Source organism: Aeromonas sp. 102P (assembly GCF_051920345.1).
GTDB classification, from domain to species: Bacteria; Pseudomonadota; Gammaproteobacteria; order Enterobacterales; family Aeromonadaceae; genus Aeromonas; species Aeromonas veronii.
In genome coordinates, this window is the sequence record NZ_JBQBCZ010000001.1 from 66,030 (window position 1) to 92,479 (window position 26,450).

A 26,450-nucleotide genomic window follows, 5' to 3' on the forward strand; every position below is an offset into this window, starting at 1 on the left:
TATTTCCATCACCACTCCACAACCGGCTTGTTATGTAACTTACTTACAGTTTTTACGCCCCTTTCACCGCCGCCGCTACAGGCAAAAACGTCTGATCAGGTGCTGCAACACCGAGGTGGTCGGCTTGACGAAGGAGAGGTCGAGATACTCATCCGGCTGGTGCGCCTGGGTGATATGACCGGGGCCCATCACTATGGTCTCGCAGCCAAGCTGCTGGATAAACGGCGCCTCGGTGCAGTAGTTGACCGACTCGGCGGCGCGACCGCTCGCCTTCTCCGCTTCGCGTACCAGCACAGAGTCATCGGCGCAGGCGTAGGCGGGGATCGGCTCGTGCAGGTGTTGCAGATGCAGGCAGCCGGGCTGGTGGATCTCGATGGGCGACAGCGCCTCTTTGAGCATCCCCATCAACTCGTCTGGCCCCACCTGCGGGGTGGGTCGCAGGTCGATATGCAGCTCGCAGCAGCCGCAGATGCGGTTCGGGCTGTCGCCCCCCTGAATGTAACCCAGGTTCAGGGTCGGCTGCGGCACGGCAAAGCGGTGGTCGGCGTAACGATCTTTCAGATCCTGCTGCAAGCGCAGCACCTGCCCCATCGCCTTGTGCATGATCTCCATGGCGTTGACGCCGTTGGCGGGATCCGAGCTGTGACCGCTCTTGCCGGTAATGCGGATCGCCTCCGACATATGCCCCTTGTGGGCCACCACCGGCACCAGTCCGGTCGGCTCGCCAATCACGGCGTAGTCGGGTTTCAGCTCGGCCGCCGCGGCGATGGCGCGGGCCCCCGCCATGGTGGTCTCTTCATCGGCGGTAGCGAGAATACGCAGCGGCTTGTTGAGCTTGGTGAGTTCAATCTCTTTGAGCGCCTCGACGATAAAGGCGAAGAAGCCCTTCATGTCGATGGTGCCGAGGCCATAGAGACGGTTGCCCTCTTCGGTCACCTTGAAGGGATCCTTGCTCCAGCTCCCCTCATCGAACGGCACCGTATCGGTGTGGCCCGCCAGCAGCAGACCGCCCTCTCCCTGACCGATCGTCGCCACCAGATTGAATTTGCCCGGCAGATCAGGAAGCGCCGTCACCTCGCACTGAAAACCGAGTTGACCGAAGCAGTCAGCCAGCAGCCGGATCACCGCCTCGTTGCTCTGATCCCACTTGGGATCCGTGCTGCTGATAGAGGGAATCGCAATAATATTCTTGTAGAGTGAAAAAAAATCCAGATTGGCCATCAGCTCCTCCTTGCGTCCCCGGAATGTTTCTGTTAGAAAATACAAATGCAAAGTGAGTGCATGAATATTCTGTAATTTTACCTGAATATCTGGCTCATCAACAAAGGCTTCTAGTTGTAAGGGAAAGTTAATGTTCTGTCACCTGATCTATAACCGACGACACACACCCGCCTGAATTGCCCCTCCGCACTTGTGCAAAGGGGCGATCGAACACCCTTGTGCACTGCAGCGTCATGCTGTGAATCTCGAACTCTGACTTGGAATATTCAACATGCTTAACACCGTTATCGTCGGTGCCAGTGGCTACGCGGGAGCCGAACTGGCCGCACTGGTACAGAATCATCCACAACTCAAACTGTTCGGCCTCTATGTCTCGGCCGGCAGTCAGGATGCCCACAAGCGCTTCTCTTCCCTGCATCCCCAGTGGGTCGGTGCCCTCGATCAGCCGCTGCTGCCGCTGGACGACGACGGCATGACCCGGATCCTGACCCAGGCCGATCTGGTGCTGCTGGCCACCGCCCACGAGGTGAGCGCCGAGCTCGCACCCAAGTTTCTCGCCAAGGGGCTGCCGGTGTTCGATCTCTCCGGCGCCTTCCGGGTCAAGGATCAGGGCTTTTACGACAGCTTCTACGGATTCACCCACGACAGCGAACAGTGGCTGGATCAGGCCGCCTACGGTCTGGCCGAGTGGAATGCCGATGCCATCGCCAGCGCCCAGCTGGTAGCCGTACCCGGTTGCTACCCGACAGCATCGCTGTGCGCCCTCAAGCCGCTGCAGCAGGATGGCCTGATTGCCAAGGGGTGGCAGCCCATCATCAACGCCGTCTCCGGGGTTTCCGGCGCCGGTCGCAAAGCGGCCATCAACACCAGCTTCTGCGAAGTGAGCCTCAACCCTTACGGCACCTTCAACCACAGACACCAGCCGGAGATCAGCCACCACCTCGGCAAGGAGGTGCTGTTCCAGCCCCACCTTGGCAACTATGTGCGCGGCATTCTGGCCACCATCTATGTGCAGCTGGCGGACGGCGTGACGCCGACCCAGGTGGATCAGGCCTTCCTCAAGGCTTACGAAGGCAAGCCGCTGGTGCGCCTCACCGGCCAGATGCCCTCTATTCGCGGTGTGGCAAACACCCCTTACTGCGATATCGCCTGGCAACAGCAGGGCAACATGCTGGTGGTGGTATCCGCCATCGACAACCTGCTCAAGGGCGCCGCCTCCCAGGCCATGCAGTGCATAAATATCAAATTCGGATTTGAACCGGCCACCGGCCTGATTTAAGGACTCAAGGAAGGATTGCAACGATGAACAAGCAGACTCTGGTAATCAAGCTGGGCGGTGCCCTTATCGAGAACGACGAGGCGCTGACCGCCCTGTTCGCCACCCTCAAAACCTTTCTCGACGATCAGCACCGTCCGCTGGTGCTGGTGCACGGCGGTGGCTGTCTGGTGGATGACCTGCTCAAGGGGCTGGGTCTCACCTCCACCAAGAAGAATGGCTTGCGGGTGACCCCGTTCGAGCAGATCCCCTTTATTGCCGGGGCGCTGGCGGGCACAGCCAACAAGCAGATGATGGCCAAGGCGATCGCCACCGGCATTCCGGCGGTGGGGCTCTGTCTGGCAGATGGCGGCCTGTGTCAGGTGACCCAGCTCGACCCGGATCTCGGCGCGGTCGGCGAGTGCAAACCGGGCAACCCGGCACTGGTAGCAGGCATCCTCGGTCAGGGCTTCTTGCCGGTGGTGAGCTCCATCGGCATCACAGCCGAGGGGCAGCTGATGAACGTCAACGCAGATCAGGCGGCCACCGCCATTGCCGAGGCGCTCGGTGCCGATCTGGTGATGCTCTCCGATGTAAGCGGCATCCTGGATGGCAAGGGCAAGCTGGTGCCCCAGCTCGACAAGCTGACCGCGCTGGATCTGATGGAGAAAGGGGTGATCACGGACGGCATGGCGGTCAAGGTAGAAGCGGCCCTGCACGCCGCCGAGACCCTCGGCAAGCCGGTCTGTGTCGCCAGCTGGCGTTACCCGGATCAGCTGCTCAAGCTGCTGGCTGGCGGCGCGGTCGGCACCCAGGTAGCCATTTGATCTCCACCGGAACAAGGAATATCCGATGCAACATCTTCTGAAAGACAGTGATCTGAACAAAGCCCAGATTGAAGCGCTGATTGCGCTGGGCAAAGCAGTGAAAGCCGACCCGAAGAAGTACAGCCAGGCGCTGGCCGGCAAGAGCGTGGTCACCCTGTTCGAGAAACCCTCCCTGCGTACCCGGGTCACCTTCGACATCGGCATCGCCAAACTGGGCGGCCACAGCGTCTATCTGGATCAACAAAACGGCGCGCTGGGCAAGCGGGAGTCGGTGAAAGATTTCGCCGCCAACCTGTCGCGCTGGTGTGATGCCATCGTCGCTCGGGTGTTCGATCACCAGACTCTGGTCGAGCTGGCGGGGCACGGCACAGTGCCGGTGGTGAACAGCCTGTGCAACCTCTACCACCCCTGTCAGGGGCTGGCCGACTTTATGACCATTGCCGAGCACTACGACGACCTGTCGAAGGTGAAGCTTGCCTACCTCGGTGATGGCAACAACGTCAGCCACTCTCTGCTGCTGCTGGGGGCGACTCTAGGCACCGACGTGACCCTGATCTGCCCGAAAGGCCACGGCCCGGATACCCAGATCTTCCTGCAGGCGCAGGCACTGGCTGCCAAGTCGGGGGCAACCATCCACATCAGCGATGACGTGGCGGATATCGAAGGGTTCGACGTGGCCTACACAGATACCTGGGTCTCCATGGGTGACAACACCCCGATGGAGCAGGTCAAAGACCTCTTTATGCCTTACCAGATCAACCAGGCCCTGCTCGACCGCACCGGCATCCAGCACGTGCTGCATTGCCAGCCGGCCCATCGCGAGCTGGAGATCACCTCGCAGGTGATGGATGGCCCCGCCTCCCTCATCATGGACGAGGCCGAAAACCGGATGCATATCCAGAACGCCGTGTTGCTGACCCTTCTGGGTGGCAAGTAACGCGGTACTCAACCTGAATCACGACACTTTTATTGAATCATCATCGAATCATCACGGAGAGAAGTAACATGAGCGGAATCAACAAGATCGTACTGGCTTATTCGGGTGGACTGGATACCTCGGCCATCATTCCCTGGCTGAAAGAGCACTATGACGCCGAAATCATCGCCTTCGTGGCCGACGTCGGTCAGGAGCGCGACGATCTGGAAGGGATCGAGCAGAAGGCGATCGCCTCCGGCGCCACCAAGTGCATCATCAAGGATCTGCGGGAAGAGTTCGTCAAAGAGTACGTCTACCCGACCCTGAAGACCGGCGCCGTCTATGAGGGCACCTATCTGCTGGGCACCTCCATGGCCCGTCCGGTGATCGCCAAGGCGATGGTCGAAGCGGCGCTGGCGGAAGGGGCTGATGCCATCTCCCACGGCTGCACCGGCAAGGGTAACGATCAGGTGCGTTTCGAAGGTGCGGTCGCTGCGCTGGCGCCCCAGCTGAAAGTCATCGCCCCGTGGCGGATCTGGGACATGCGCTCCCGGGAAGATCTGCTCTCCTATCTGGAGACCCGCAACATCCCCTGCAAGGCGACCCTGAAGAAGATCTACAGCCGCGATGCCAACGCCTGGCACATCTCCACCGAGGGTGGCGAGCTGGAGAGCACCTGGAACGAGCCCTCCGAAGCGGTCTGGCAGTGGACCGTACCGGCCGAGCAGGCTCCGGATCAGCCGGAGTACGTCAAGCTGACCGTGGCGCAGGGTGAAGTGGTGGCCGTTGACGACCAGCCGCTCAGCCCGCACCAGATCCTGATGACCCTGAACGAGCGTGCTGGCAAGCACGGCGTGGGCCGCATCGACATCACCGAAAACCGGATGGTGGGGATGAAGTCCCGTGGCTGCTACGAGACCCCGGGCGGTACCGTGATGGTCGCCGCGCTGCGCGCCGTGGAAGAGCTGGTCTTGGATCGCCCGGCCCGCGCCTGGCGGGAGAAGTTGGGTGCCGAGTTCTCCCATCTGGTCTATGACGGTCGCTGGTTCACCCCGCTGTGCAAGGCGATCCTCGCCTCGGCCAACGCCATCGCCGAAGATCTGGACGGTGAAGTGGTGCTGAAGATGTACAAGGGTCAGGTCACAGCGGTGCAGAAGAAGTCGCCGAACAGCCTCTACTCCGAAGACTTCGCCACCTTCGGCGCCGATGAAGTGTATGACCAGAGCCATGCCGAAGGCTTTATCCGTCTCTACACCCTGGCCAGCCGGATCCGCGCCATGAAGGAGCAGCATCAGGCCATCGGTGGCGACCATACCCACGGCTAAGCAAACGAGATAACCCGTTGATTCCGTTGAGGGGGCATGGCCCCCTCTTCTACAGGCAGAGGGCATAGCCCCTGACCCATCATCAGCGGGTGTGACAAGAGCGGCAGCGCCCCGGCCGCTTCTGTGAGATAACAGACTCGCAGAAAAACAGGGCACGATTTCAAGCTCGGTGGCCAGGGCGCCGCCGACAACGCATTCAAGGAGAGCAGTATGGCACTTTGGGGTGGACGCTTCAGTCAGGGAGCCGATAGCCGGTTCAAGCAGTTCAACGATTCGCTGCGGTTCGATTACCGGCTGGCGGAGCAGGATATTCAAGGCTCCATGGCCTGGGCCAAAGCGCTGGTCAAGGTGGGCGTCTTGACCGCCGATGAGCAGGGCAAGTTGCAACAGGCGATGGAAGTGCTTCTCGCCTCGGTGCAGCAGGATCCCCAGCAGATCCTCAATTCGGATGCCGAAGATATCCACTCCTGGGTCGAGAGCCAACTGATTGCCGCCGTCGGCGATTTGGGCAAGAAACTGCACACCGGCCGCTCGCGCAACGATCAGGTCGCCACCGACCTCAAACTCTGGTGCAAGGCACAGGGCGAGCTGCTGCTCGGCTCCATCACCGCCCTGCAACAGGGGCTGGTCGCCTCCGCTCGCGCCAATCAGGCCGCCGTGCTGCCCGGTTACACCCACCTGCAGCGGGCCCAGCCGGTCACCTACGCCCACTGGGCGCTGGCCTATGTGGAGATGCTGGAGCGGGACTACTCCCGACTGCAGGATGCCCTCAAACGCCTCGACACCAGCCCTCTCGGCTGCGGCGCGCTGGCGGGCACTGCCTATGCCATCGACCGCGAAGCGCTGGCGCTCGACATGGGCTTTGGTGGCGCCACCCGCAACAGTCTGGATTCGGTCTCGGATCGGGATCACGTGGTGGAACTGATGCACGTGGCGTCCCTTTCCATGACCCACCTGTCGCGCTTTGCCGAAGACCTCATCTTCTACAACACCGGCGAGGCTGGGTTTGTCGAGCTCTCCGATGCGGTTACTTCCGGCTCCTCCCTAATGCCGCAGAAGAAAAACCCCGATGCGCTGGAGCTTATTCGTGGCAAGACCGGCCGGGTGGTCGGCGCCCAGATGGGCATGCTGATGAGCCTCAAGGCGCTGCCGCTGGCCTACAACAAGGACATGCAGGAAGACAAGGAGGGGCTGTTCGATGCCCTCGACACCTGGCACGACTGCCTCGATATGGCCGCGCTGGTGCTAATCGATCTGAAGGTCAACGGCGAGCGCACCATGGCGGCGGCGCAAGGCGGCTACGCCAACGCCACCGAGCTGGCGGACTATCTGGTGGCCAAGGGGATTCCGTTCCGTGAAGCGCACCATATCGTCGGCGAAACCGTGGTCTTTGCCATCAGCGTGGGCCGCCCGCTGGAGGAGCTCTCCATCGGCGAGTTCCAGCGCTTCAGCCCGGTGATCGAGTTCGACGTCTACCCCAATCTGGAACTGGAAGCGACCCTGGCCAAGCGGGTTGCCAAAGGCGGCGTTGCCCGCGAGCAGGTAGACGCGGCCCTTACCGCCGCCGAACAGTGGCTGGCCAAGCGGGTGGGTTAAGCCAACCGGCTTGTCATCCAAAGTTGAAAGCAAAACGGCAACCCGAGGTTGCCGTTTTTTATTGCTCACCGCCGTTCAGGCGCTGGCATTTAGCAGCTTGCCAACCCCCTCCCCCTTGCCATTGGGCAAGGTCTGTTTAAAGGCGCCGAGCAGCTGGTCGAGGTTGAGATTGCTGGCACCAAGGGTGCCCTTGAGGGTATCGAGTTCACTTTGCAGCGCATCGAGGCGGGTGCTCTGGGTGCCGCTCGCCAGCTGGTTGCGGGCGCTATCGATGGCGGCAGGGAGGGATTGGCCGCCATTCTCCTGCCCCAGAGTCTGCATCAGCTCCCCCATAAAGTGGTTGATGGCAGTGCGGTTCTGCTCGTTGTCGGCATCCTTGATACCAAGTCGCTGGAACAAACTCTGGACGGTAGGGGCGAGGCGATCTTCCTGCACGATTTGCTGCACAGACTCAGGTTTGGCACTGCTGCCGAGCAGCTGACTGCCCAGCTTGAGAGCGATCGAGGCAAGGGGAAGCAGGCTGCTGATCATGATAACTCTCCGCGACAACGACCCTTGATGGTGTTGCCAAGAGGAGTGCATAAGCGGGGCCAAAATTTAGTGAACAGCACAGGGCGAAACCAACCCATTGAGCCACCGAGTGATTTGAATCGCCGCCTTGTGTTAGTGGGCATTGCGGCTGAGGTCATCACAAGAGAGCCGAGCGGCCAGCGGCTGCCGCTGCAGATCGAAGCGGCAAAGGGGCATTGCCGCAGCAAACCGGAGGCGGCAGGGCTCCTCTTCGCTATATGCCGGTACATGCCCGCCATCCCCTCGATTACGTCATTTTTCATTCATGAAACTTATGGCTATTAAGATCATGTGAATTTTCTTATCTAATATGTTCGCGCAAGATGGCTCTCAAACCGGATTTGCCGTCACCGCAATGCTGGCCGGCAGCCGCCTTCTCCCTGCCTCTTTCGTTTATGGAGTCGCTATGTCCCTGATCACCCCCTATATCTCCCCCGAAGTCAGCCAGCTGGCTCCCGGCTTTCGCGCTTTGAGCATCACGGTGCAGGCCGCCGCCGTGGTCGACCCGAACGTGGGGGCGCGCGCCCTTGATGAAGCCTGCACCGCCATGCTGACCGCCGATGTGCCGTGGGCAGAGGCGCATCTCGCCGCCTGGGGCGAGCTGTTCAGAAAATTTGGCGCCAAGCCGCAGCGAACTCCCTGTTCCGCCGAGGCTCTGAGAAAGCGGGTCGCCCGCGACGGCAACCTGCCCGCCATCGATCCCGTGGTCGATCTCTACAACGCCATCAGTATCCGCTACGCCATTCCGGTGGGGGGCGAAAACCTGCTTGCTTATGAGGGACTACCGCGACTGGTGATAGCCGATGGCAGCGAGCAGTTCGATACCATGAAGGGGGGCGAACCCGCACACGAATCTCCGGAACCCGGCGAGGTGGTCTGGCGGGATGACAAGGGGGTTACCTGTCGGCGCTGGAACTGGCGGCAGGGTGTGCGTACCCGACTCAGTGTCGATTCGGGCCAGATGTGGTTTATTCTGGAGAGCCTGCCCGAGATGCCGCTGGCTGCGCTGCATGAGGCGGGGGAAAAACTGGTCGCCGGACTGCGGGAGATGATGCCGGAAGCGGTGATCACACAGAGCCTGTTCGGCGATGTTGAGTAAATAGAAGGACGAGCCAACTCGTCACCGATAGATACAGAGAGGGGCGCCACAGCGCCCCTCTCTCTTTTCACCCTGCTCAGCCCAGCAGTAGATAGAGCTGGTGAGCCGCCACCCCGGCGCACAAGCCGCCGACCGTGTGGGCGACAATGGCGCGGGAGGTGAGGTGGCGATAGCCGAGGGCATCCAGCATGGCGGTGTGGGTGCTCAGGAAGCCACTCCAGCACATCCCCATGGCGGTAAACACCGCGACCTCGTTGCCGGTGATCCACCCTTTGGCGATAAAGGGGGGCACCAGTGACATGGCGGCACCGACCGCACCGAGGGAGGTAGCCGGGAAGGCAACCAGCTCCGGCTGCTGGAAGCCAAACAGCAGGTCAAACAGCCAGCTCACCTTGGCGGCCAGCACCGGCAGCAGGGCAACCCCCTGAAACGCTTCGCCGGTATAGCCCTTGTCGCCCGGGCCGAAGGTGAGCAGCATCACGAAGGTACTGATGATCAGCACGCCGGGGATCACCGCCATCCCCAGCTCCACACCGGATTTGCCGCCATCGAGTAGAGAGTTGAGGATCCGCAGCCAGCCGGGAGCCGCCTCTTTGGTCACCCCTACCTTGCGGCCATCGGACGATACAGCGTCATCGTTCAGCACTTCCCCCACCAAGGGGCGGATCATCCGTTGCATCAGTCGGGTAGAGACCACCGAGCCCACCAGAGCCCCCAGCAACCCGATCAGCGCCGCGCTGGCGGTGGATTCACCGCTCGGCAGCTGCAAGGTGGCCATAAAGGTCACCACGATCAGTCCCATGCCAAAGGCGGTGCCGAAGTTGGTGAGCGACACCAGCTGCCAGGGGGTGAAACCTTTGCGAAAGCGGCTGTCCTTGGCGAGGCTGATCACCGCCGGGTTGTCGGAGAAGAAGGTCATCAGCGCAGCCAGGGCGGTGCGACCGGGCAGACGAAACACCGGCTTCATCAGGGGGGCCAGCAGCACCTCCAGCAGGCGGATCACCCCGAACTCGCTCAACAGCTGGCTCAGGGCACCGGAGAGCACCGTGATCCCCATGATAAAGAGCACAGTATTGAGCAGCAGCTGGTGGGCGGTATTGAACAGGGTGTTGACCATGGCAGAGAGGCCCATCTGGCTGCCGAGGTAACCGAACAGGCTGCCGAGAATAAGCAGCACCAGCACGGGTTCCATCCAGTTCCGAATGGCGGCAAGTCGCCCCTTTGACTCTATAACTACATGATTTTCCATATCTATCCTGCGGTTCATCTGTGCGTGTGTGGTTGTTTTTATGGTTAAAAAATGGCTGCGCCAAATAGAAAAAAGCCCTTGTCTTGCGACAAGGGCTTTTTGAATTGGCTCCTCCTACTGGACTTGAACCAGTGACATACGGATTAACAGTCCGCCGTTCTACCGACTGAACTAAGGAGGAATTGTAATTGGTGCCCAGAGACGGAATCGAACCGCCGACACGGGGATTTTCAATCCCCTGCTCTACCGACTGAGCTATCTGGGCAAATGGTGCCGGCTACCGGAATCGAACTGGTGACCTACTGATTACAAGTCAGTTGCTCTACCTACTGAGCTAAGCCGGCACACTTTAAACCATTGTGCATGAACAAATTTTTTATTTCATGGCACCAAAATTGGTGCCCAGAGACGGAATCGAACCGCCGACACGGGGATTTTCAATCCCCTGCTCTACCGACTGAGCTATCTGGGCGTGGGCGCTATTAAACGGATTTTAAGGCAGATGGTCAACGGGAAATTTCACTTTTTGTCTCGTTCGTCTCTTTTTTGCGCAACATCGTCCATTTCTGCCACTTCTTCGGCACAGGCCGCGCCTTTTCGCCCCCAGACTCTGGGTTCCTCCCCCTTGAGCAGGCGGGAGATGTTCTCGTGATGGCGGATCAGAATGAGGCAGGAGAGCAGGGAGACTGGCAGGGTATATTCGGGTTTGAGCAGGTAGGTAAAGAGCGGCGTCAGCAGCACGGTAATGATGGAGGCCAGCGAGGAGTAGCCGCTCACCAGCAGCACCAGCAGCCAGGTACCTATCACGGCGCCCCCCATGGTGAAACCGATGGGCATCATGGTCCCCAGTGCCGTGGCGACTCCTTTGCCACCACGAAAATGAAAGAAGATGGGGTACATATGGCCGAGACAGGCGGCGACCCCGATAAAGCCGAGGTAAACGGGTTTGATCTGCAGATACCAGGCGAGATAGACAGGCACAGTGCCCTTGAGCACATCAAGCAGCAGCACCACCAGCGCCGCCATCCGGCCACCGAGGCGCAGCACATTGGTTGCCCCCGGATTGTGGGAGCCATGATCCCGCGGGTCGGGCAGACCGGAGCAACGGGAGACCAGCACAGCACTGGATAGTGAACCACCCAGGTAGGCCAGAATAATCATCAAAATCGTCAGGGCCGTCATCTTGGTCGTTTTTACCACGATATGAATGGGGTATGATGCGGGCCACATACGCTGGCATGGGCCCATGCCCACCCAGAGCGCCTCGGCAAGCCTGTTGCCCGGCCAGCATCCCTGCGCTGTCATCACAGCCCATCAAGAGTAAAGAAGAAGTACAGTCATGGACAAGGTGTTTATTCGCGGACTCGAAGTTTTGACCACCATAGGTGTATATGAGTGGGAGAAGGGCATTCGCCAAAAGCTCCGTTTTGACCTCGAGATGGGGTTCGACAACCGCCCCGCGGCAGCAACCGACGACATTAATCTGGCACTGGATTATGCCGACCTCTCCAACAAGATTTGCGAACATGTCAGCGGCAAGGTGGTCGAGCTGGTCGAGACCATGGCCGAGCAGGTCGCCATGCTGGTTCTGACCGACGCGCGGGTGCAGTGGGTCAAGGTGACCCTCACCAAGCCGGGCGCCGTGCCCAATGCCGCCGGGGTCGGCGTCGAGATCCTGCGCCATCGCACGCCGGCCGCGAGCAGCAACTGATGACCACCATCTATATCAGCCTGGGCTCCAACATCGAGCGGGAGCGCCATATCCGTGCCGGGCTCGATGCCCTGCACGCCGAATTTGGTGAGCTGCGGGTCTCCCGGGTATTCGAGAGTGAGGCGGTCGGCTTCAACGGCCGCCCCTTCTACAACCTGGTGGCGGCTGCCGAGACCGATCTGCCGCTGACCACCGTCTGCCAGCGACTGCGGGCCATGGAGTTCGCCCACGGCCGTGAGCCGGATGCCAAGAAGTTCGCCCCGCGCACCCTGGATCTCGACCTACTGCTCTATGGCGATCTGGTCTGCGACACCCCGCTGGTGCTGCCGCGCGGTGAAGTGCTCACCAACGCCTTCGTGCTCTGGCCACTGGCCGAGCTGGCCCCCAAACTGCGCCACCCCGTCGATGGCCGCACCATGGGCGAGCTGTGGCAAGCCTATGACAAGGCCTCCCAGCAGCTGTGCCCCATTCCCTTTCACTGGGAAGCGTGCGAATTGCAGCATCACTGATCCGCAAGGGCGCCTCACGGCGCCCTTGTTGTTTGCACAGACAGGGTTGCTTATCACGGATAAGAAAGTGTCATTGGGCCTGACCCTGCGAGGCTGGCAGGATAGCGCCCACTACAGGAGAACCCCATGCCACTCGATACCATTCACCACTTCAACTGCCAGCTGCTGGCCGAACTGCCCCACCAGCGCTATGAGCATGAACCCATTCTCGACTACGCCACCGATGAAAAGGTCAAGGCCCGCCTCGGCTGGCAGGCGGAGTTCAGCAAGACCCTGTTTCTCAAGTTCAAGGATGGCCGCTTCGCTCTGCTGCTGACCCACAGGGACGGGCGGCTCGACAACAAGGCGGTCAAGGCCGCACTCGGTGCCAAGCCCTCCATCTGCACCGCCGAAGAGATGCAGGCGGAGATTGGCTGCCTGCCGGGAGCGGTCTGCCCCTTCCTGCCCCGCGCCGATATTCCGCTACTGGTGGATCCGCAACTGCTCAACCACACCGCCTTCACCTGGACTCCGGGCCACCCGGAGCAGACCTTTCTGCTGGCGACCGAGCATCTGGCCGAAGTGTTGGCGCAGCTCCCCTGCGAGGTCAGCTATCTGCCCGCCCCGACGGCGTAGCCCCATCGCGCGCCAGCTGGGCGAAGATCAGCGCCGCCAGCATGGAGAGCAACCCGACACAGAGGTAGGTAAGGTGGAACCCGGCCAGCCACTGACCCTCGGCCACTAAGGTGCCCGCTGAGGTGCCCGCCGAGAAGAGCCCGAGCAGGCTGGCGGCAATCGCCACCCCCAAACTCATGGAGAGTTGCATCACTACCGAGAGCAGACCGTTGCCACTGCTGGCCAGGGTCGGGCTGAGATCTTGCAGCGTGAGAGTGTTCATGGCGGAGAACTGCAGCGAGTTGATGGCGCCGAAGATCGCCAGCCAGCCCAGCAAGACCCCGTAGGGGAGCTGGTTGTCGATAAAGTAGAAGCTGGCGATCATCGCCCCCAGCAACAGGGTGTTGCCGATCAGAATGCGGCGATAGCCCACCTTCGGAATAAGCTTGTTAACCAGCGTCTTGGTCAGCATGGCGCCAATCACGGTGGGGATCATGGTCATCCCCGCCTTGCTCGGGGAGAAACCGAGCCCCAGTTGCAGAAACAGCGGGGTGAGGAAGGGCATGGCGCCGCTGCCGAGGCGGGCAAACAGGTTGCCCCAGATGCCGATGGCAAAGGTGGTGGTCTTGAATAAGTTCAGGCTAAAGAGCGGCTGCTGTGCATTGGCGGCATAGAGCCAGTAGCTCGCCATCGCCGCCAAGCCGAAGATCAGTGCAAACAGCGCCCAACCGGTGGAGATGCTGTGCTCCCCCAGCCCCTGCAAGCCGACCGACACCAGCACCATGCCGACGCTGAACATCACAAATCCCTGCCAGTCGAACCGGGCGGTCTGCTGCCGCAGCTCCGGCATAAAGTGCCAGCTGGCGATAAAGCCGAGCAGCCCCACCGGCAGGTTGATGAGAAACACCCAGTGCCAGCTCGCCACTTCCACCAGCCAGCCACCGAGCGCCGGCCCCATCAGCGGGCCGAGCAGCCCCGGGATGGTGACAAACGACATCACCCGCAGCAGCTCGTGCTTGTCATAAACCCGCAGCACCGCCAACCGTCCCACCGGCATCAGCAGCGCACCGCCAATCCCCTGAAGTACCCGGGCGACCACCAGCATGGAGAGCGAATTGGAGGCGGCGCAGGCGAGCGAGCCGAGGGTAAAGAGCGAGATGGCGGCCAGATAGATGCGGCGGGTACCGAATCTGTCTGCCAGCCAGCCGGAGGCCGGGATCAGCAGCGCCACCGTCAGCATGTAGGCAATGATCACCGACTGCATCTGCAGCGGGCTCTCTCCCAAGGTCTCGGCCATGCTGGGCAGGGCGGTGTTGAGAATGGTGCCATCCAGCGCCTGCATAAAGAAACCGACCGCCGCCAGCAGGGGCAGCCATTTGCGCTGGGCATCTGTCACTGTGTGGCTCATTGCCACCTCCATTATTTTTGCGGGGGAGCGGCGGCGGTCAGGAAGAGATCGACACAACTCAGGGTCCAGGCATCCTGCTCGGCAGCGCTCTGGGTCAGCGGCAGACCCAGCTCACGGAGCATGCGCTCCTTGCCCTGCCACATCAGCAACAGCTGCAAGGCGGCCTGTTCGCTGTCTTGATGGCACAGCAGGCCTTGCTGCTTCTGCTGCTCCAGCCAGTTGGACAGCATCTCGGTCACATAGAGCGGGCCCGCCTCGAAAAAAAGGGTGGCCAGCTGGGCATCGTTGCAGCTGATGCAGGTGCGAAAGATATTGATGGCATCATCGCTCAGGATCAACTTGCGAAAGCTGCGACCAAAGGCAATCAGGCTCTCCCGCACATTGTTGCCACGCAGCAACACCTCCGGCATCAGCTCGCTGCTGACGCACTTGCTGCCCACCGCTTCGGCAAACAGCGACTCCTTGTTGGCAAAATGGCTGTAGACCGTCTGCTTGGAGACGCCCGCTTCACTGGCCACCATGTCCATGCTGACCAGATGCAGACCGTGCTGACAGAAGAGCCGCCCGGCAGCATCGAGGATCGCAGCCCGCTTCTGCTGACTACGGGGTGAAATGTTCATTTTTCCTCCACAATCAAACTGGACAGTCTAGTTTCGAAAAACTAGACTCACCGGTGTGATTTGATGTTATGTCAACCAGAGGATGATGTCATGACACTTTGCTTAATCCTGCTGGCGCTGTTACTGAGTGGCTGCAGCCCGGTCACAGAGTCAGAAGAAACACCCGCCCTGACCCGGGTGATCGCCCAGCCGCTGCAAGCCAGCGATCACTACCCGGTGCTGCACCGCTTCAATGGCCGGGTGATCGCCCCCGAACACAGCCAGATAGGCTTCGAGCTGGCAGGGCGGATCGCTACCCTGCACAAGGGACGCGGAGAGCCGGTCGCGGCTGGCGAACTGCTGGCCACACTGGATACCCGGCTGCTGGCAGTGGAAGCCAAAGAGCTGGCTGCCCGGGCCGCCCAGAACGAGGCCGAGCTGACCCTTGCCCGACAGACGCTCGACCGACTCACCGCCCTGCGCCAGCAGCAGTTCAGCTCCCGTCAGGCGCTGGATGAACAGCAAGGCAAAGTCCGCATGCTGGAGGCAAGTGCCAACCAGCTGGCCGCCGCCCTCGAAGCCAACCGGGTCAAACAGGAGAAATCACAGCTGCGCGCCCCCTTCAACGGGATCGTAGTCAGCCGCGAGCAGGCATTGGGGGCCGTGGTGGCCGCAGGCCAGCCTCTCTTCTCCCTGACCCGCAGCGGCCAGTGGGAGGCCGATATCGGCGTGCCGGTGAAACAGGCCGAGTCCCTGATCGTCGGCCAAAACTACCCCCTGCAAAGCGGTGCGCAATCACTGGAGGGGCGCCTGCTTAATCTGGGGGTACAAGTGGACGGGCAGACCCACACCCGCACCGCCCGCTTCCAGCTGATCCGGGGCGGCGAACAACTGGCAGAGGGGCAACTGATCACCCTGCTGCATCAGACCCGCGAGCCCACCCGCGCTTACGAAGTGCCGCTCACCGCACTGACCCAGGGATTGCGCGGCAGCTGGACCCTCTACCTGCTCAACGACGAAACGCCACCCCGAGTGGTCAGTCGGGACGTCACCCTGCTGCAGCAAGATGGCGAGCGGGCCTGGATCAGTGGTGCCCTGAACGGACAAGAACAGCTGGTGACCGATGGCCTGCATAAACTGGTGCCGGGCCAGCAGGTCACCCTGACAACCAGCGTGGATCATCAGGCAGGCCATCCGGAGCCACAGTCATGATCCGCCCGTTTATCGAGAATGGCCGCCTGCTGCTGTTGACGGTCGCGCTGCTGCTGACGGCCGCTCTTGCGGCATTGCAGATCCTGCCCAGAACCGAAGATCCCCAGCTCACCAGCCGCTTTGCCAGCGTGGTTACCCACTTCCCCGGGGCCAGCGCCGAGCGGGTGGAGGCGCTGGTGAGCGAGCCCATCGAGAACCGGCTGCGGGCCCAGAGCGAGATCAAGCTGATCGAGTCGAGCTCTCGCCCCGGCCTCTCCATCATCAATCTGGAGCTCAAGGATGAGGTCAGCGATGTCGAGCCTGTCTGGTCCAGAGTCCGTGACCGGCTGGCAGATCTTGCCGCCGGGCTGCCAGCCGGCGCCAGTGCCCCCAAGCTGGATGACGAGAAGGGCTACCCCTTCACCCGGCTGGTCAATGTGGTCTGGCGCGGGCCGGGCCAGCCGCAGCTGGATCGCCTCGCCCGCTACAGCGCCGAGCTGGAACGCCGGGCTCGCCAGCTGCCGGGCACCGAATACGTCGAGCGGGTCGGAGCACCGCAGGAGGAGATCGAGGTGCGGTTCGATCCCCTCGCCCTCAGTGCCAGCGGCATGAGTGGCGAACAGCTTGCCCAGGCGCTGAGCGGTGCCGATGCCAAAGTGGCCGCCGGGGAGTTGCAGGGCAGCCACAATCGCTTTCAGGTAGAGATCCGCGGCGCCCTCGATACCCTGGAGCGGATCCGCCAGATCCCGCTGCGCACCGGCGAGCAGGGCCAGACCCTGCGCCTTGGCGATCTGGCCGAGGTACGGCGTACCCTGCACCAGCCGGAGAGCCAGCTGGCCTTTGCCAATGGTGAGCGGGCCGTGGTGGTCGGCCTGCGCATGGCACAGGATCACCGCATCGACCTCTGGTCGGCACGGGTCGACACCATGCTGACCCAGCTGCAACAGGACTTGCCGGATAATATCGGCCTCGTCACCAGCTTCGATCAGCAGCGTTATACCGATCAGCGGCTCGACACCCTGCTCATCAACATTGTGCAGGGCTTCCTCATCATAGTGGCCGTGCTGCTGGTGACCTTGGGGGTCAAGGCTGCCATTATCGTGGCCCTGTCGCTGCCGCTTACCGTGGCGTTCTCATTCGCCTGCATGAACCTGATCAATCTGCCCATTCACCAGATGTCGGTCACCGGTCTGGTGGTGGCGCTCGGGATCATGGTGGACAACGCCATCGTCATGGCGGATCGGGTGCAGTATCAGCGCCGCCACGGCATGGCCATGAGTGCCGCCGCACTGGAAGCCATCGGCCACCTCTGGCTGCCACTGCTGGGCTCCACCCTCACCACCATGCTCGCCTTTATGCCGATCATTCTGATGCCGGGCCCGGCGGGCGAGTTTGTCGGCGGCATCGCCTGGGCGGTGATCTGTTCGCTGCTGGGATCCTACCTCATCGCCCACACCCTGGTGGCTGGCCTCGCAGCCCGCTGGATTGGCAGTGATCAGGGGGGGCGCTGGTATCAGGATGGCTTGCACCTGCCCCGGGTGAGCGCCCGTTTCCAGCAGAGCATCGCCATGGCGCTGGCTCACCCCTGGCGTACCCTGCTACTGGTCAGTCTGCTGCCCCTGCTCGGTTTCTGGGTGGCGGGCCGCCTCACCGAACAGTTCTTTCCCCCTGCCGACCGGGACATGCTCCACATCGAGGCCAGCCTCTCCCCACAGGCGAGCCTGGCGCGCACCCGCGAGCTGGCACTGGGTATCTCTGCCGAGCTGGCTAGCCTCCCCGAGCTGGTTCGCCAGGATTGGGTGGTGGGCGACAACGCCCCCAGCTTCTACTACAACCTGGTGCCCAGAAAACAGGGGCGGGCCGATTACGCCCAGGGGATGATCACCCTGCAGGATGCCGATGCCGCCGAACGGCTCATTCCACAACTGCAGCAGCGGCTCGATGCAACATTTCCCGAAGCGCAGATCCTAGTGCGCAAGCTGGAACAGGGGCCGCCTTTCAATGCCCCGGTCGAGCTGCGGCTGTTTGGCCCCGACCTTGAACAACTACACCGTCTGGGAGAGGAGCTGCGCAGTCTGCTCGCCAATACCCCGGCCGTGGTGCAGACCCGCGCCACCTTGCAGGCAGGGGCACCCAAACTCTGGTTGCAGGTCGATGAGGAGGCCGCCCGACTGGCAGGCATGAGCCTGACCGATGTTGCCTCCCGGTTGGCGGGCGCACTGGATGGCAGGTTGGGCGGCACTGTGCTGGAAGGCACCGAGTCAATCCCGGTTCGGGTGCGACTGGCCGAGCCCTTGCGTCAGGATCCGGATGCGCTGCTCAATGTGCCGCTATCGCTCACCGGCACCGGCCAGCAAGGGGCTGCCAATCTCACCTTGCGGGCACTGGCCACTCCCGAGCTGCTGCCAAGCTGGGGGGAGATCAGCCGTCGGGATGGTGAGCGGGTCAATGTGCTGGAGGCCTATCTGGCGGTCGGCGTACTGCCGCAAACTGTGCTGGAGCAGGTCAAAGAGAGGCTGGCCGCCAAGGCGCTGGCATTGCCGCCGGGCTATCGACTGGAGTTTGGCGGGGAAGCCGCCAAGCGGGATGAATCGGTGGGCAATCTGATGGCGCATGTCAGCCTAGTCGCCGTGCTGCTGGTGGCCGTGCTGGTGCTCAGCTTCAACTCGTTCCGGCTGGCGGGCATCGTCACCCTGGTGGCGATCCAGTCGGCGGGGCTCGGGCTGCTGTGGGTCTGGCTACTGGGCTACCCCTTCGGGTTTACGGTGATCATCGCCCTGCTGGGACTGATGGGGCTGGCCATCAACGCCGCCATCGTCATTCTGGCCGAGCTGAAGGCAGACCCGCTGGCACAGCAGGGCAATCTGCCGCAGATCTGTGACCTGGTGGCCGGTTGCAGCCGCCACATCGTCTCGACCACCATCACCACGGTGGGCGGCTTCATCCCGCTATTGCTGGGGGGCGGCGGCTTCTGGCCCCCCTTTGCCATCGCCATCGCCGGTGGCACAGCGCTGGCGACCCTGCTCTCGTTCTACTTTGTGCCGGTGGCGTTTGTGTTGTTCAACCGCCGCCGTCCTGACCCGGAGCAGGAGAGCTGCAACGCGCAAGATCAGTTGTCGGGCTGACCCAGCATGGCTTTGAGCCGCTCTTCCAGAGTGGGCTCGGGGGCCTTTAAGGTCGCCATAAAGAGCTGCTCGATACCGGCCTTGTCCTGACTTTTCACGATAAACACCAGTCGGGACTGGGCCTTGCCCTCCGGCCAGTCGCCCAGCGCCTGCAGCGGATAGAGCTGGCCGTGGACGCCGTGGATCACCACCGGCTGGCTTTCGCCCTCCAGCTGCAAGATCCCCTTGAGGCGCAGCAGGGCATCGCCGTATTGGGCCTGCACCGCATCGATGGCGGCCAGCAAACGAGAGGGTTTGAGCGGCTCGCCGATGCGCAGGGAGAAACTCTCGATGTTGCCGTGCTCGAAGTGGGTGGGCGCAGCTGTGCCCACCTTGGCGGCGAACGGCTTCATCTTCGGCTGCATGGGTGAGGCCAGCCCCTGCCTGGGGGATTCGGTGCGCAGCCAGGCCAGCAGCTGGCGCACATCGCGCCCTGCCGCTTCGTTGTAGGCGCCGAGCTTCTCCAGCACCCTGGGCGACAGTTCGCCATTGGTCACCTGCTGGATCGGGGCCGCCGGATTGAGTGCCACCAGCTGGTCTTCGACCCGCGCCAGCTGCTCGCCATCCACCAGATCGCCTTTGCTCACCACCAGCAGATCCGCCAGCGCCACCTGTTTCACCGCCTCATACTGGGCCGCCAACTGCTGCTCGATATGACCGGCATCCACCACGGTGACGGTGCCATCGAAGCGGTAGCGCTGGGCGATAAAGCCCTCTTCGCGCAGGGTAAAGAGCACGGGGGCCGGATCGGCGAGGCCAGTGGTCTCGATAATCAGCCGCTTGAACGGTTTGATCTTGCGCTGGATGGCCTTCATAAAGAGCCCCTGCAACGCCTCCACCAACGAGCCCTGTACCGAGCAGCAGATGCAGCCGGAGTCGAGCAGCATCACCTGCTCATCCACCTGCTGCACCAGATGGTGATCCAGCCCCACCGAGCCGAACTCGTTGATCAGCACGGCGCACTCACCGAGCTCCGGCTGCTTGACCCAGTGGTTGAGCAGAGTTGTCTTGCCGCTGCCGAGAAAGCCGGTCAGCAGGGTCACTGGGATACGGGTATCTTGCATATCGGTCATGTCAGATCCTTACCGGTTGGCAAACAGGTCGCTGAGCCAGCGGTTTTCAAAGCGGCCGTGGGGGTCGAGCTCGGCTTTCAACGCCACGAAGTCGTTCCAGCGCGGCAGCAGGGCCGGAAAGTCGTAGAGATCCATCGCCAGATGTTTGCCGAAATGGGGAATGCCGCCGAGCGGCACCAGCAGTTGCTGCAGCTCGCGCATCTGCTCCATCGAGCCGTTGACGAAGGTGCCGTCCGCCGCCAGATAGACCAGAAAACCGATCCAGCAGACCGACTGGCCGTAAGCGGCGCTAAGCCAAGCCTCGGAGGGGCCGGTGCAGCGCAGAATAAAGGGGTAGTGCAGCACGCCGGGGTTGGCCTGCTGCCACGCTTGCAGGGTCTCCAGCGCCTCGTTCATCCGATGCAGCGGCACCGCCACCTCGCAGTTGATCTGGGGCGCCGGGATCCCCTTGCAAAGAATTTGGTAGACGTTGCCCACCAGATCGGAGGCATCCTTGAAGCGGCGTACCGTCTCGAAGTGCTCACCGGCCAGCGCCTCATCCTTGGTATCTTTCGCCATCTTCTGCAGGGTGGCATCTATGGTGGCATTCATGCGGGCGTCGATATCGCCATCCAGCAGCAGCGGCTCGCTACCACCGGCGCGATAACGGGCCACCTCCTCACCGGAGGCAGGGTCCACCAGCCAGATGTGGCTCTCGCCGGTCCAGGCAAACCACCAGCTCTTCACGAAGCCGTGCTCGCGGTTAAGCCGCTCGTTGTGCTCCAGGAGGAAGGGGTAATCGGTGGTGAACTTGGTGCAGCGCATGATGCGGTTGGGCACGGTACGCAGGGTGACGTCGAGCAGGATGCCGAGCATCCCCATCCCCATCACGAAGGCGCCGAAGCGCGGATCGGTGCGATCAACCCGGATGATGTCGCCATTGGCCTGCATCACCGTCATCGCCTCCACCGCATCGCAGAGGGCAGACTGGTGCAGCCCCTGACCGTGGGTACCGGTGCTGAGGGCGCCACCCAGGGTCTGGATGCCGATGACACCGGGGGATGCGGGCAGCATCCGCTCCATGGCGATCAGCTCGGCATAGACGGTATCGAGCGGCGTACCCGCCTGATAGGTCACGGTATCGGCAGTTTTGGCCAGCTGGCCGCGCAGGTGGTACAAGTCCACCAGCAGTGCCTGACTGCCCTCGGCATAGACGCTGTGGATGGGTTCGAAGGAGAGGCCGGAGCCGATAAGGCGCAGCTTGCGCTCGGGGTGTTCCCGCAGCAGCATTTGCAACTCGTCGCGGCTTTTCGGGCGCCACACCTGATCCAGCGCCCCAAGGGGATTGGTTCTCGACCAGTTGAACAGCACCTCCCGATTACAGATCGCCTTGATGCTGTGAAATGCCTGGAACTGAACCGTCATACCGCGCCTCATCTTTTACTGACGTCAAAATGAGCGCCGATTCTACCGAAAAGCGAGCCACAAGGCATGAAAAACAAGCCCCTGCACTCGAGGGGGGATAGGGAGATAGCACTTCCCTACCCTGCCAGACGGGAGCGTGGCCGCCCGTCTGTCAACGATAGATCAGGTCGCATTCGGGATGCCTCGCACCCCATCTGGCTGCCGGGTTTGTGCCTCTTCCGGCAGCAGCTCCTCGCAGAACTGGCGCAGCGGCATGGGGCGGGCAAACAGGTATCCCTGCAGATAGTCTACCCCTTTGGCCCTGAGGTAGTCAGCCTGACGCTCACTCTCCACCCCTTCCGCCACCAGCGCCAGACCGAGCCGGGTCGCCAGATCGATCACGTTGTCCACGATATGTTCCGAGAGGGACTCGGTACCGATGCGGGCGATAAAGGATTTGTCGATCTTGAGGTAATCCACATGAAACTGCTGCAGGTAAGCCAGGCTGGAGTGGCCGGTGCCAAAGTCGTCGATGGCGAGTTTGACCCCCATCTCGTCCAGCTGGCGGAACAGGGAGAGGGTCTGGGGATCTGACATCAGCAACTCCCGCTCGGTCAGCTCCAGCACCAGTACCACCTTACCGGGGAGGAAGTGACCGAGAAAGGCGCGGCACTCGGCCAGCAGGGCAAAATCGTGGCAATGGGCGGCGCTGATGTTGAAGCTGATATGAAACCCATCGGGCAACTGCTCCTGAGAGCGGTTCAACCTTGTCGCCACCTGCTTCATGATATGGGTGGTCATGGGGACGATCAGTCCCGACTCCTCCGCTTGCGGAATAAAGAGATCGGGCCGGATCACCCCTTCATTGACATGTTCCCAGCGCATCAGCACCTCGGCGCCCATCATCTTGCCGTCGTGGCTGGCAATCAGCGGCTGCAGATAGGGGACAAACTCCCTGGCCCGCAGGGCTCGTCGCAACTCATCTGTTGGCGAGCCGGGCCGCCCCAGCACCCACCACACCAGCCAGGCCAGCAAAAGCGAGGAAACCGCCAGCCACGACAGCGCCACATGCCGCGCGGCCCACAGCGACTTCCAGTAGACCGGCATGGCATAACCGGCATGGATGGTGAAAGGATAATGGGATGAGGTGAGGGCCTGGCTGATCCCGCGATGGAGGGTGGGCGCCTCGCTCAGATAGCGGCCCGACTCATTGAGCCAGGCAGACCCCACCTGCAGATAGAACGCACTGGATTTTCCGCTCATGGAGAGCATGAAGCTGAGCTGGGTACTGTCGATGGCGCTCAAGGCGGCATCCTTGCCCTGCTCGGTGCGCACTACCAGCAGCGGGTGATTTTGCCGCACCCGGTTGCCACTCATCAGCAGCAGCTTGCGGCCGGTGTAGATGGAGCCGTCATCGGCATCATTGGCTTCACCAAACAGCGAGGTGCAATTGATGATGCCGTTTCGCACCAGATTGACCGAACGCAGGAAAGGCTCGATGGCGACCTTCTTGCGCAGCACCAGCAGGTTGTCGTGACAGGGGGCATTCACCAGAGGCAGCACAGAGCGATTGGCCTGCTCCGCATGATCCAGCATCGACTCCATCAGGATTCTGGCCTTGTGGGCCGAGGCGCTGGATTCCGCTTTCAGCTCCTGCACATAATTGCTGTGGATGAGCCAAGCTCCCACCAGCAGCGGCAGGGTAAAGACCAGCAAGGCACCGCCGAAGCGTAACCCGGTTCGGGAGAGATCGATCCTGAACAGAAACATAAAGAACCACGCCGCAATTCGTCAGGCCTGCCAACGCAAGCACCCAGTGAACAGATATCCACTTTCCCTCGATAACGATGCCTCATCATTACCGCACATAACCGAACAACATAACCCAAAGCGTTTATAAAACGAACCACCAAACAGGTGGTTGGATCTCTCTAGCAAGGATCGTGCAAACAATCTTCAAAAAAGACGGTGAATAACACACAAATAAATAATGCCGCGTAAATACGCGGCATTATTGGCTTCTTATCGCGCAAATCGCGCAAGAACTCCGTTAAACGGCTTGCTGCAGGATCACCGCATCGGCCTTCTTGGTGTAGGAGGCGATCTCGTTGAAGTTGAGGTAGCGGTAAGTATCTGCCGCAGTGGCATCCAGCGCCTTGGCATACTGCAGATACTCGGCCACGGTCGGGATCTTGCCGAGGATGGCGGCAACGGCTGCCAGCTCCGCAGAGGCCAGGTAGACATTGGCCCCCTTGCCCAGACGGTTCGGGAAGTTACGGGTGGAGGTGGAAACCACGGAGGCCCCTTCCGCAACCCGAGCCTGGTTACCCATGCACAGCGAACAGCCCGGGATCTCGATGCGGGCACCGACCCGGCCAAAGATGCCGTAGTAGCCCTCTTCGGTCAGCTGATCCTTATCCATCTTGGTCGGCGGTGCGATCCACATGCGGGTCGGCAGCTCGCCCTGATACTTCTCGAGCAGTTTGCCGGCGGCGCGGAAGTGACCGATGTTGGTCATGCAGGAACCGATGAACACCTCGTCGATCTTGTCGCCAGCCACGTCGCTCAGCAGACGGGCATCGTCCGGATCGTTCGGCGCACACAGGATCGGCTCCTTGATGGTGGCCAGATCGATCTCGATGATCTCGGCATACTCGGCATCCTTGTCCGCTTCCATTAGGGTCGGGTTGGCCAGCCACTCTTCCATCCCCTTGATGCGACGGGTGATGGTGCGCACGTCACCGTAGCCTTCGGAGAGCATCCATTTCAGCATCACGATGTTGGACTTCAGGTACTCGATGATCGGCTCTTTATCCAGCTTGATGGTGCAACCGGCAGCGGAACGCTCGGCGCTGGCATCAGCCAGTTCGAACGCCTGCTCCACCTTCAGGGTCGGCAGACCTTCGATCTCGAGGATGCGGCCGGAGAAGATGTTCTTCTTGCCCGCTTTCTCGACGGTCAGCAGCCCCTTCTGGATGGCGGCATAGGGGATGGCATGGACCAGATCACGCAGGGTGATGCCCGGTTGCAGCTCGCCCTTGAAGCGCACCAGCACAGATTCCGGCATGTCCAGTGGCATCACGCCGGTAGCGGCGGCGAAAGCCACCAGACCGGAGCCCGCCGGGAAGGAGATACCGATGGGGAAACGGGTGTGGGAGTCACCACCGGTACCCACGGTATCCGGCAGCAGCATGCGGTTCAGCCAGGAGTGGATGACGCCGTCACCCGGACGCAAGCTCACACCACCGCGGTTCATGATGAAGTCCGGCAGGGTGTGGTGGGTCTGTACGTCGATGGGCTTGGGATAGGCGGCAGTGTGGCAGAAGGACTGCATGGTCAGATCGGCGGAGAAGCCGAGGCAGGCCAGATCTTTGAGCTCGTCGCGGGTCATCGGGCCCGTGGTGTCCTGAGAGCCGACCGTGGTCATCTTGGGCTCGCAGTAAGTGCCCGGGCGAATGCCCTTCACGCCGCACGCCTTGCCCACCATCTTCTGGGCCAGGGTGAAGCCTTTACCGGTATCGGCCACCGGCTGCGGGCGACGGAATACGGTGGAGAACGGCAGACCCAGCGCTTCGCGGGCCTTGTCAGTGAGGCCGCGACCGATGATCAGCGGAATACGGCCACCGGCGCGCACTTCATCGATCAGCACGTCGGTTTTCAGTTCAAACTGCGCCAGCACCTGTTCGGTGCCGTGTTTGCAGATCTTGCCGGCATAGGGGTAGATGTCGATCACATCGCCCATTTCCAGCTTGGAGACGTCCACTTCGATAGGCAGAGCGCCAGCATCTTCCATGGTGTTGAAGAAGATCGGGGCAATCTTGCCACCCAGACAGACACCGCCAGCGCGCTTGTTTGGCACGAACGGAATGTCGTCGCCCATAAACCAGAGCACCGAGTTGGTAGCGGATTTACGGGAAGAGCCGGTACCGACCACGTCACCCACATAGGCCAGCGGGAAGCCTTTCTCTTTCAGGGCATCGATGGTCTTGATGGGGCCGACGGCGCCATCCTTGTCCGGAGTAATGCCGGGACGGACGTTTTTCAGCATCGCCAGCGCGTGCAGCGGAATATCCGGGCGGGACCAGGCGTCCGGTGCCGGAGAGAGGTCGTCGGTGTTGGTTTCGCCGGTCACCTTGAACACGGTGACGGTGATCTTCTCGGCCAGCTCCGGGCGGGAGAGGAACCACTCGGCGTCAGCCCAGGATTGCATCACTTGCTTGGCGTGAGCATTGCCCGCCTTGGCCTTCTCTTCCACGTCGTGGAAGGAGTCGAACATCAGCAGGGTGTGGGAGAGCCCCTTGGCGGCAAGCGGCGCCAGAGTGGCGTGATCCAGCAGGTCGATCAGCGGCTGAATGTTGTAACCACCCTGCATGGTGCCCAGCAGCTCGACAGCTTCGGCGGCAGTCAGGATGGGAGAGTGGGCTTCGCCCTTGGCGACGGCGGTGAGGAAACCGGCTTTGACATAGGCCGCTTCATCAACACCGGGGGGAATACGGGAGGACAACAGCTCTTTCAGAAAGTCTTCTTCGCCAGCGGGCGGGTTCTTGAGAAGCGTTACCAGGGCGGCGACCTGCTCTGCATCCAGAGGTTTGGCAACCACGCCCTCGGCGGCACGTTCTGCGACGTGTTTACGGTATGTTTCAAGCACGACTAATTCCTCTTTGGTCTTTTTTTGGGGTTCGCCCACGCTCGCGGCGATCGTCCTTGCGGGACACCCCGTAGGGTGCTCCCCACTATATAAGTTTTAACGACTAATTAAA

Annotated in this window: 21 protein-coding genes and 4 tRNA genes; 11 read left to right on the forward strand and 14 right to left on the reverse strand. The window is 61.7% G+C overall.

Annotated elements, in window-relative coordinates; all coding sequences use genetic code 11:
* Positions 1-75: 75 nt before the first annotated feature.
* Entirely contained in the window at positions 76-1,221 is a 1,146-nt protein-coding gene (argE, locus tag ACTG1K_RS00285) for an acetylornithine deacetylase (RefSeq protein ID WP_440004686.1), read from the reverse strand.
* 271 nt (positions 1,222-1,492) lie between these two features.
* On the opposite strand from argE, the gene argC reads away from it, so the two are divergent.
* From argC to argH, 5 genes are all read left to right on the forward strand, one after another.
* Positions 1,493-2,500, forward strand: a complete 1,008-nt coding sequence (argC, locus tag ACTG1K_RS00290; RefSeq protein ID WP_440004687.1) for an N-acetyl-gamma-glutamyl-phosphate reductase — start codon at positions 1,493-1,495, stop codon at positions 2,498-2,500.
* A 23-nt stretch (positions 2,501-2,523) separates the two neighbouring features.
* Positions 2,524-3,303 (forward strand): acetylglutamate kinase, encoded by a 780-nt coding sequence (argB, locus tag ACTG1K_RS00295; protein ID WP_421388008.1) that lies wholly within the window; start codon positions 2,524-2,526, stop codon positions 3,301-3,303.
* 25 nt (positions 3,304-3,328) lie between these two features.
* Positions 3,329-4,240, forward strand: a complete 912-nt coding sequence (locus ACTG1K_RS00300) for an ornithine carbamoyltransferase (protein WP_421388006.1) — start codon at positions 3,329-3,331, stop codon at positions 4,238-4,240.
* A 68-nt stretch (positions 4,241-4,308) separates the two neighbouring features.
* The gene (locus ACTG1K_RS00305) at positions 4,309-5,544 is read left to right on the forward strand and encodes an argininosuccinate synthase (protein ID WP_440004688.1); all 1,236 of its coding nucleotides are present in this window, start codon (positions 4,309-4,311) and stop codon (positions 5,542-5,544) included.
* Between the two features lie 210 nt (positions 5,545-5,754).
* Complete coding sequence (gene argH, locus ACTG1K_RS00310) at positions 5,755-7,140, forward strand: argininosuccinate lyase (RefSeq protein ID WP_440004689.1); 1,386 nt, start codon at positions 5,755-5,757, stop codon at positions 7,138-7,140.
* 75 nt (positions 7,141-7,215) lie between these two features.
* Here argH and ACTG1K_RS00315 read toward each other — a convergent pair whose 3' ends face one another.
* Positions 7,216-7,671: a hypothetical protein gene (locus ACTG1K_RS00315; protein ID WP_440004690.1), complete on the reverse strand. Its 456-nt coding sequence runs from the start codon at positions 7,669-7,671 to the stop codon at positions 7,216-7,218.
* A gap of 445 nt (positions 7,672-8,116) precedes the next feature.
* Here ACTG1K_RS00315 and ACTG1K_RS00320 point away from each other — a divergent pair, with 445 nt between their 5' ends.
* Entirely contained in the window at positions 8,117-8,809 is a 693-nt protein-coding gene (locus ACTG1K_RS00320) for a B3/B4 domain-containing protein (RefSeq protein WP_058058653.1), read from the forward strand.
* Between the two features lie 76 nt (positions 8,810-8,885).
* On the opposite strand, the gene ACTG1K_RS00325 is transcribed toward ACTG1K_RS00320, so the two are convergent.
* From ACTG1K_RS00325 to plsY, 6 genes are all read right to left on the reverse strand, one after another.
* Positions 8,886-10,058, reverse strand: coding sequence for a CD0519/CD1768 family membrane protein (locus ACTG1K_RS00325; protein WP_040068962.1), 1,173 nt, complete (start codon positions 10,056-10,058; stop codon positions 8,886-8,888).
* Positions 10,059-10,163: 105 nt separating this feature from the next.
* Positions 10,164-10,239 (reverse strand) — tRNA-Asn (locus ACTG1K_RS00330).
* Between the two features lie 8 nt (positions 10,240-10,247).
* A tRNA-Phe gene (locus ACTG1K_RS00335) sits at positions 10,248-10,323 on the reverse strand.
* Positions 10,324-10,326: 3 nt separating this feature from the next.
* Positions 10,327-10,402, reverse strand: a tRNA-Thr gene (locus ACTG1K_RS00340).
* Positions 10,403-10,454: 52 nt separating this feature from the next.
* Positions 10,455-10,530: transfer RNA gene (locus ACTG1K_RS00345), tRNA-Phe, on the reverse strand.
* A gap of 47 nt (positions 10,531-10,577) precedes the next feature.
* A complete protein-coding gene (gene plsY / locus ACTG1K_RS00350) occupies positions 10,578-11,240 on the reverse strand; it encodes a glycerol-3-phosphate 1-O-acyltransferase PlsY (RefSeq protein WP_139405176.1) in 663 nt (220 codons plus the stop codon).
* 157 nt (positions 11,241-11,397) lie between these two features.
* Between plsY and folB the strand changes: the two genes are divergently transcribed.
* The 3 genes from folB to ACTG1K_RS00365 all read left to right on the forward strand — a co-directional run bounded on the left by folB (position 11,398) and on the right by ACTG1K_RS00365 (position 12,893).
* A complete protein-coding gene (gene folB / locus ACTG1K_RS00355) occupies positions 11,398-11,769 on the forward strand; it encodes a dihydroneopterin aldolase (RefSeq protein ID WP_270905374.1) in 372 nt (123 codons plus the stop codon).
* Complete coding sequence (gene folK / locus ACTG1K_RS00360) at positions 11,769-12,278, forward strand: 2-amino-4-hydroxy-6-hydroxymethyldihydropteridine diphosphokinase (RefSeq protein ID WP_107684303.1); 510 nt, start codon at positions 11,769-11,771, stop codon at positions 12,276-12,278. Before folB ends, folK begins: the two co-directional genes overlap by 1 nt.
* Positions 12,279-12,404: 126 nt before the next feature.
* Complete coding sequence (locus tag ACTG1K_RS00365; RefSeq protein WP_005336108.1) at positions 12,405-12,893, forward strand: YbaK/EbsC family protein; 489 nt, start codon at positions 12,405-12,407, stop codon at positions 12,891-12,893.
* Here ACTG1K_RS00365 and mdtD read toward each other — a convergent pair.
* Together mdtD and ACTG1K_RS00375 are read right to left on the reverse strand one after the other, a co-directional pair.
* Positions 12,865-14,280, reverse strand: coding sequence for a multidrug transporter subunit MdtD (gene mdtD / locus ACTG1K_RS00370; protein WP_421387552.1), 1,416 nt, complete (start codon positions 14,278-14,280; stop codon positions 12,865-12,867). The two genes, ACTG1K_RS00365 and mdtD, sit on opposite strands and share 29 nt — an antisense overlap.
* Before the next feature lie 11 nt (positions 14,281-14,291).
* A complete protein-coding gene (locus tag ACTG1K_RS00375) occupies positions 14,292-14,900 on the reverse strand; it encodes a TetR/AcrR family transcriptional regulator (protein ID WP_005355070.1) in 609 nt (202 codons plus the stop codon).
* A gap of 90 nt (positions 14,901-14,990) precedes the next feature.
* Between ACTG1K_RS00375 and ACTG1K_RS00380 the strand changes: the two genes are divergently transcribed.
* Positions 14,991-16,091, forward strand: a complete 1,101-nt coding sequence (locus ACTG1K_RS00380) for an efflux RND transporter periplasmic adaptor subunit (RefSeq protein ID WP_440004691.1) — start codon at positions 14,991-14,993, stop codon at positions 16,089-16,091.
* Positions 16,088-19,195: an efflux RND transporter permease subunit gene (locus ACTG1K_RS00385; protein WP_440004692.1), complete on the forward strand. Its 3,108-nt coding sequence runs from the start codon at positions 16,088-16,090 to the stop codon at positions 19,193-19,195. The genes ACTG1K_RS00380 and ACTG1K_RS00385 overlap by 4 nt, the downstream gene beginning before the upstream one ends.
* Here ACTG1K_RS00385 and ACTG1K_RS00390 read toward each other — a convergent pair.
* The 4 genes from ACTG1K_RS00390 to acnB form a co-directional block, all read right to left on the reverse strand.
* Complete coding sequence (locus ACTG1K_RS00390; RefSeq protein ID WP_266134889.1) at positions 19,180-20,307, reverse strand: CobW family GTP-binding protein; 1,128 nt, start codon at positions 20,305-20,307, stop codon at positions 19,180-19,182. The genes ACTG1K_RS00385 and ACTG1K_RS00390 overlap by 16 nt on opposite strands.
* A 9-nt stretch (positions 20,308-20,316) precedes the next feature.
* Positions 20,317-21,711, reverse strand: coding sequence for a D-arabinono-1,4-lactone oxidase (locus tag ACTG1K_RS00395; protein WP_440004693.1), 1,395 nt, complete (start codon positions 21,709-21,711; stop codon positions 20,317-20,319).
* Between the two features lie 162 nt (positions 21,712-21,873).
* Entirely contained in the window at positions 21,874-23,460 is a 1,587-nt protein-coding gene (locus ACTG1K_RS00400) for an EAL domain-containing protein (protein ID WP_440004694.1), read from the reverse strand.
* 280 nt (positions 23,461-23,740) lie between these two features.
* Positions 23,741-26,338 (reverse strand): bifunctional aconitate hydratase 2/2-methylisocitrate dehydratase, encoded by a 2,598-nt coding sequence (acnB, locus tag ACTG1K_RS00405; RefSeq protein ID WP_194495583.1) that lies wholly within the window; start codon positions 26,336-26,338, stop codon positions 23,741-23,743.
* Positions 26,339-26,450 lie beyond the last annotated feature (112 nt).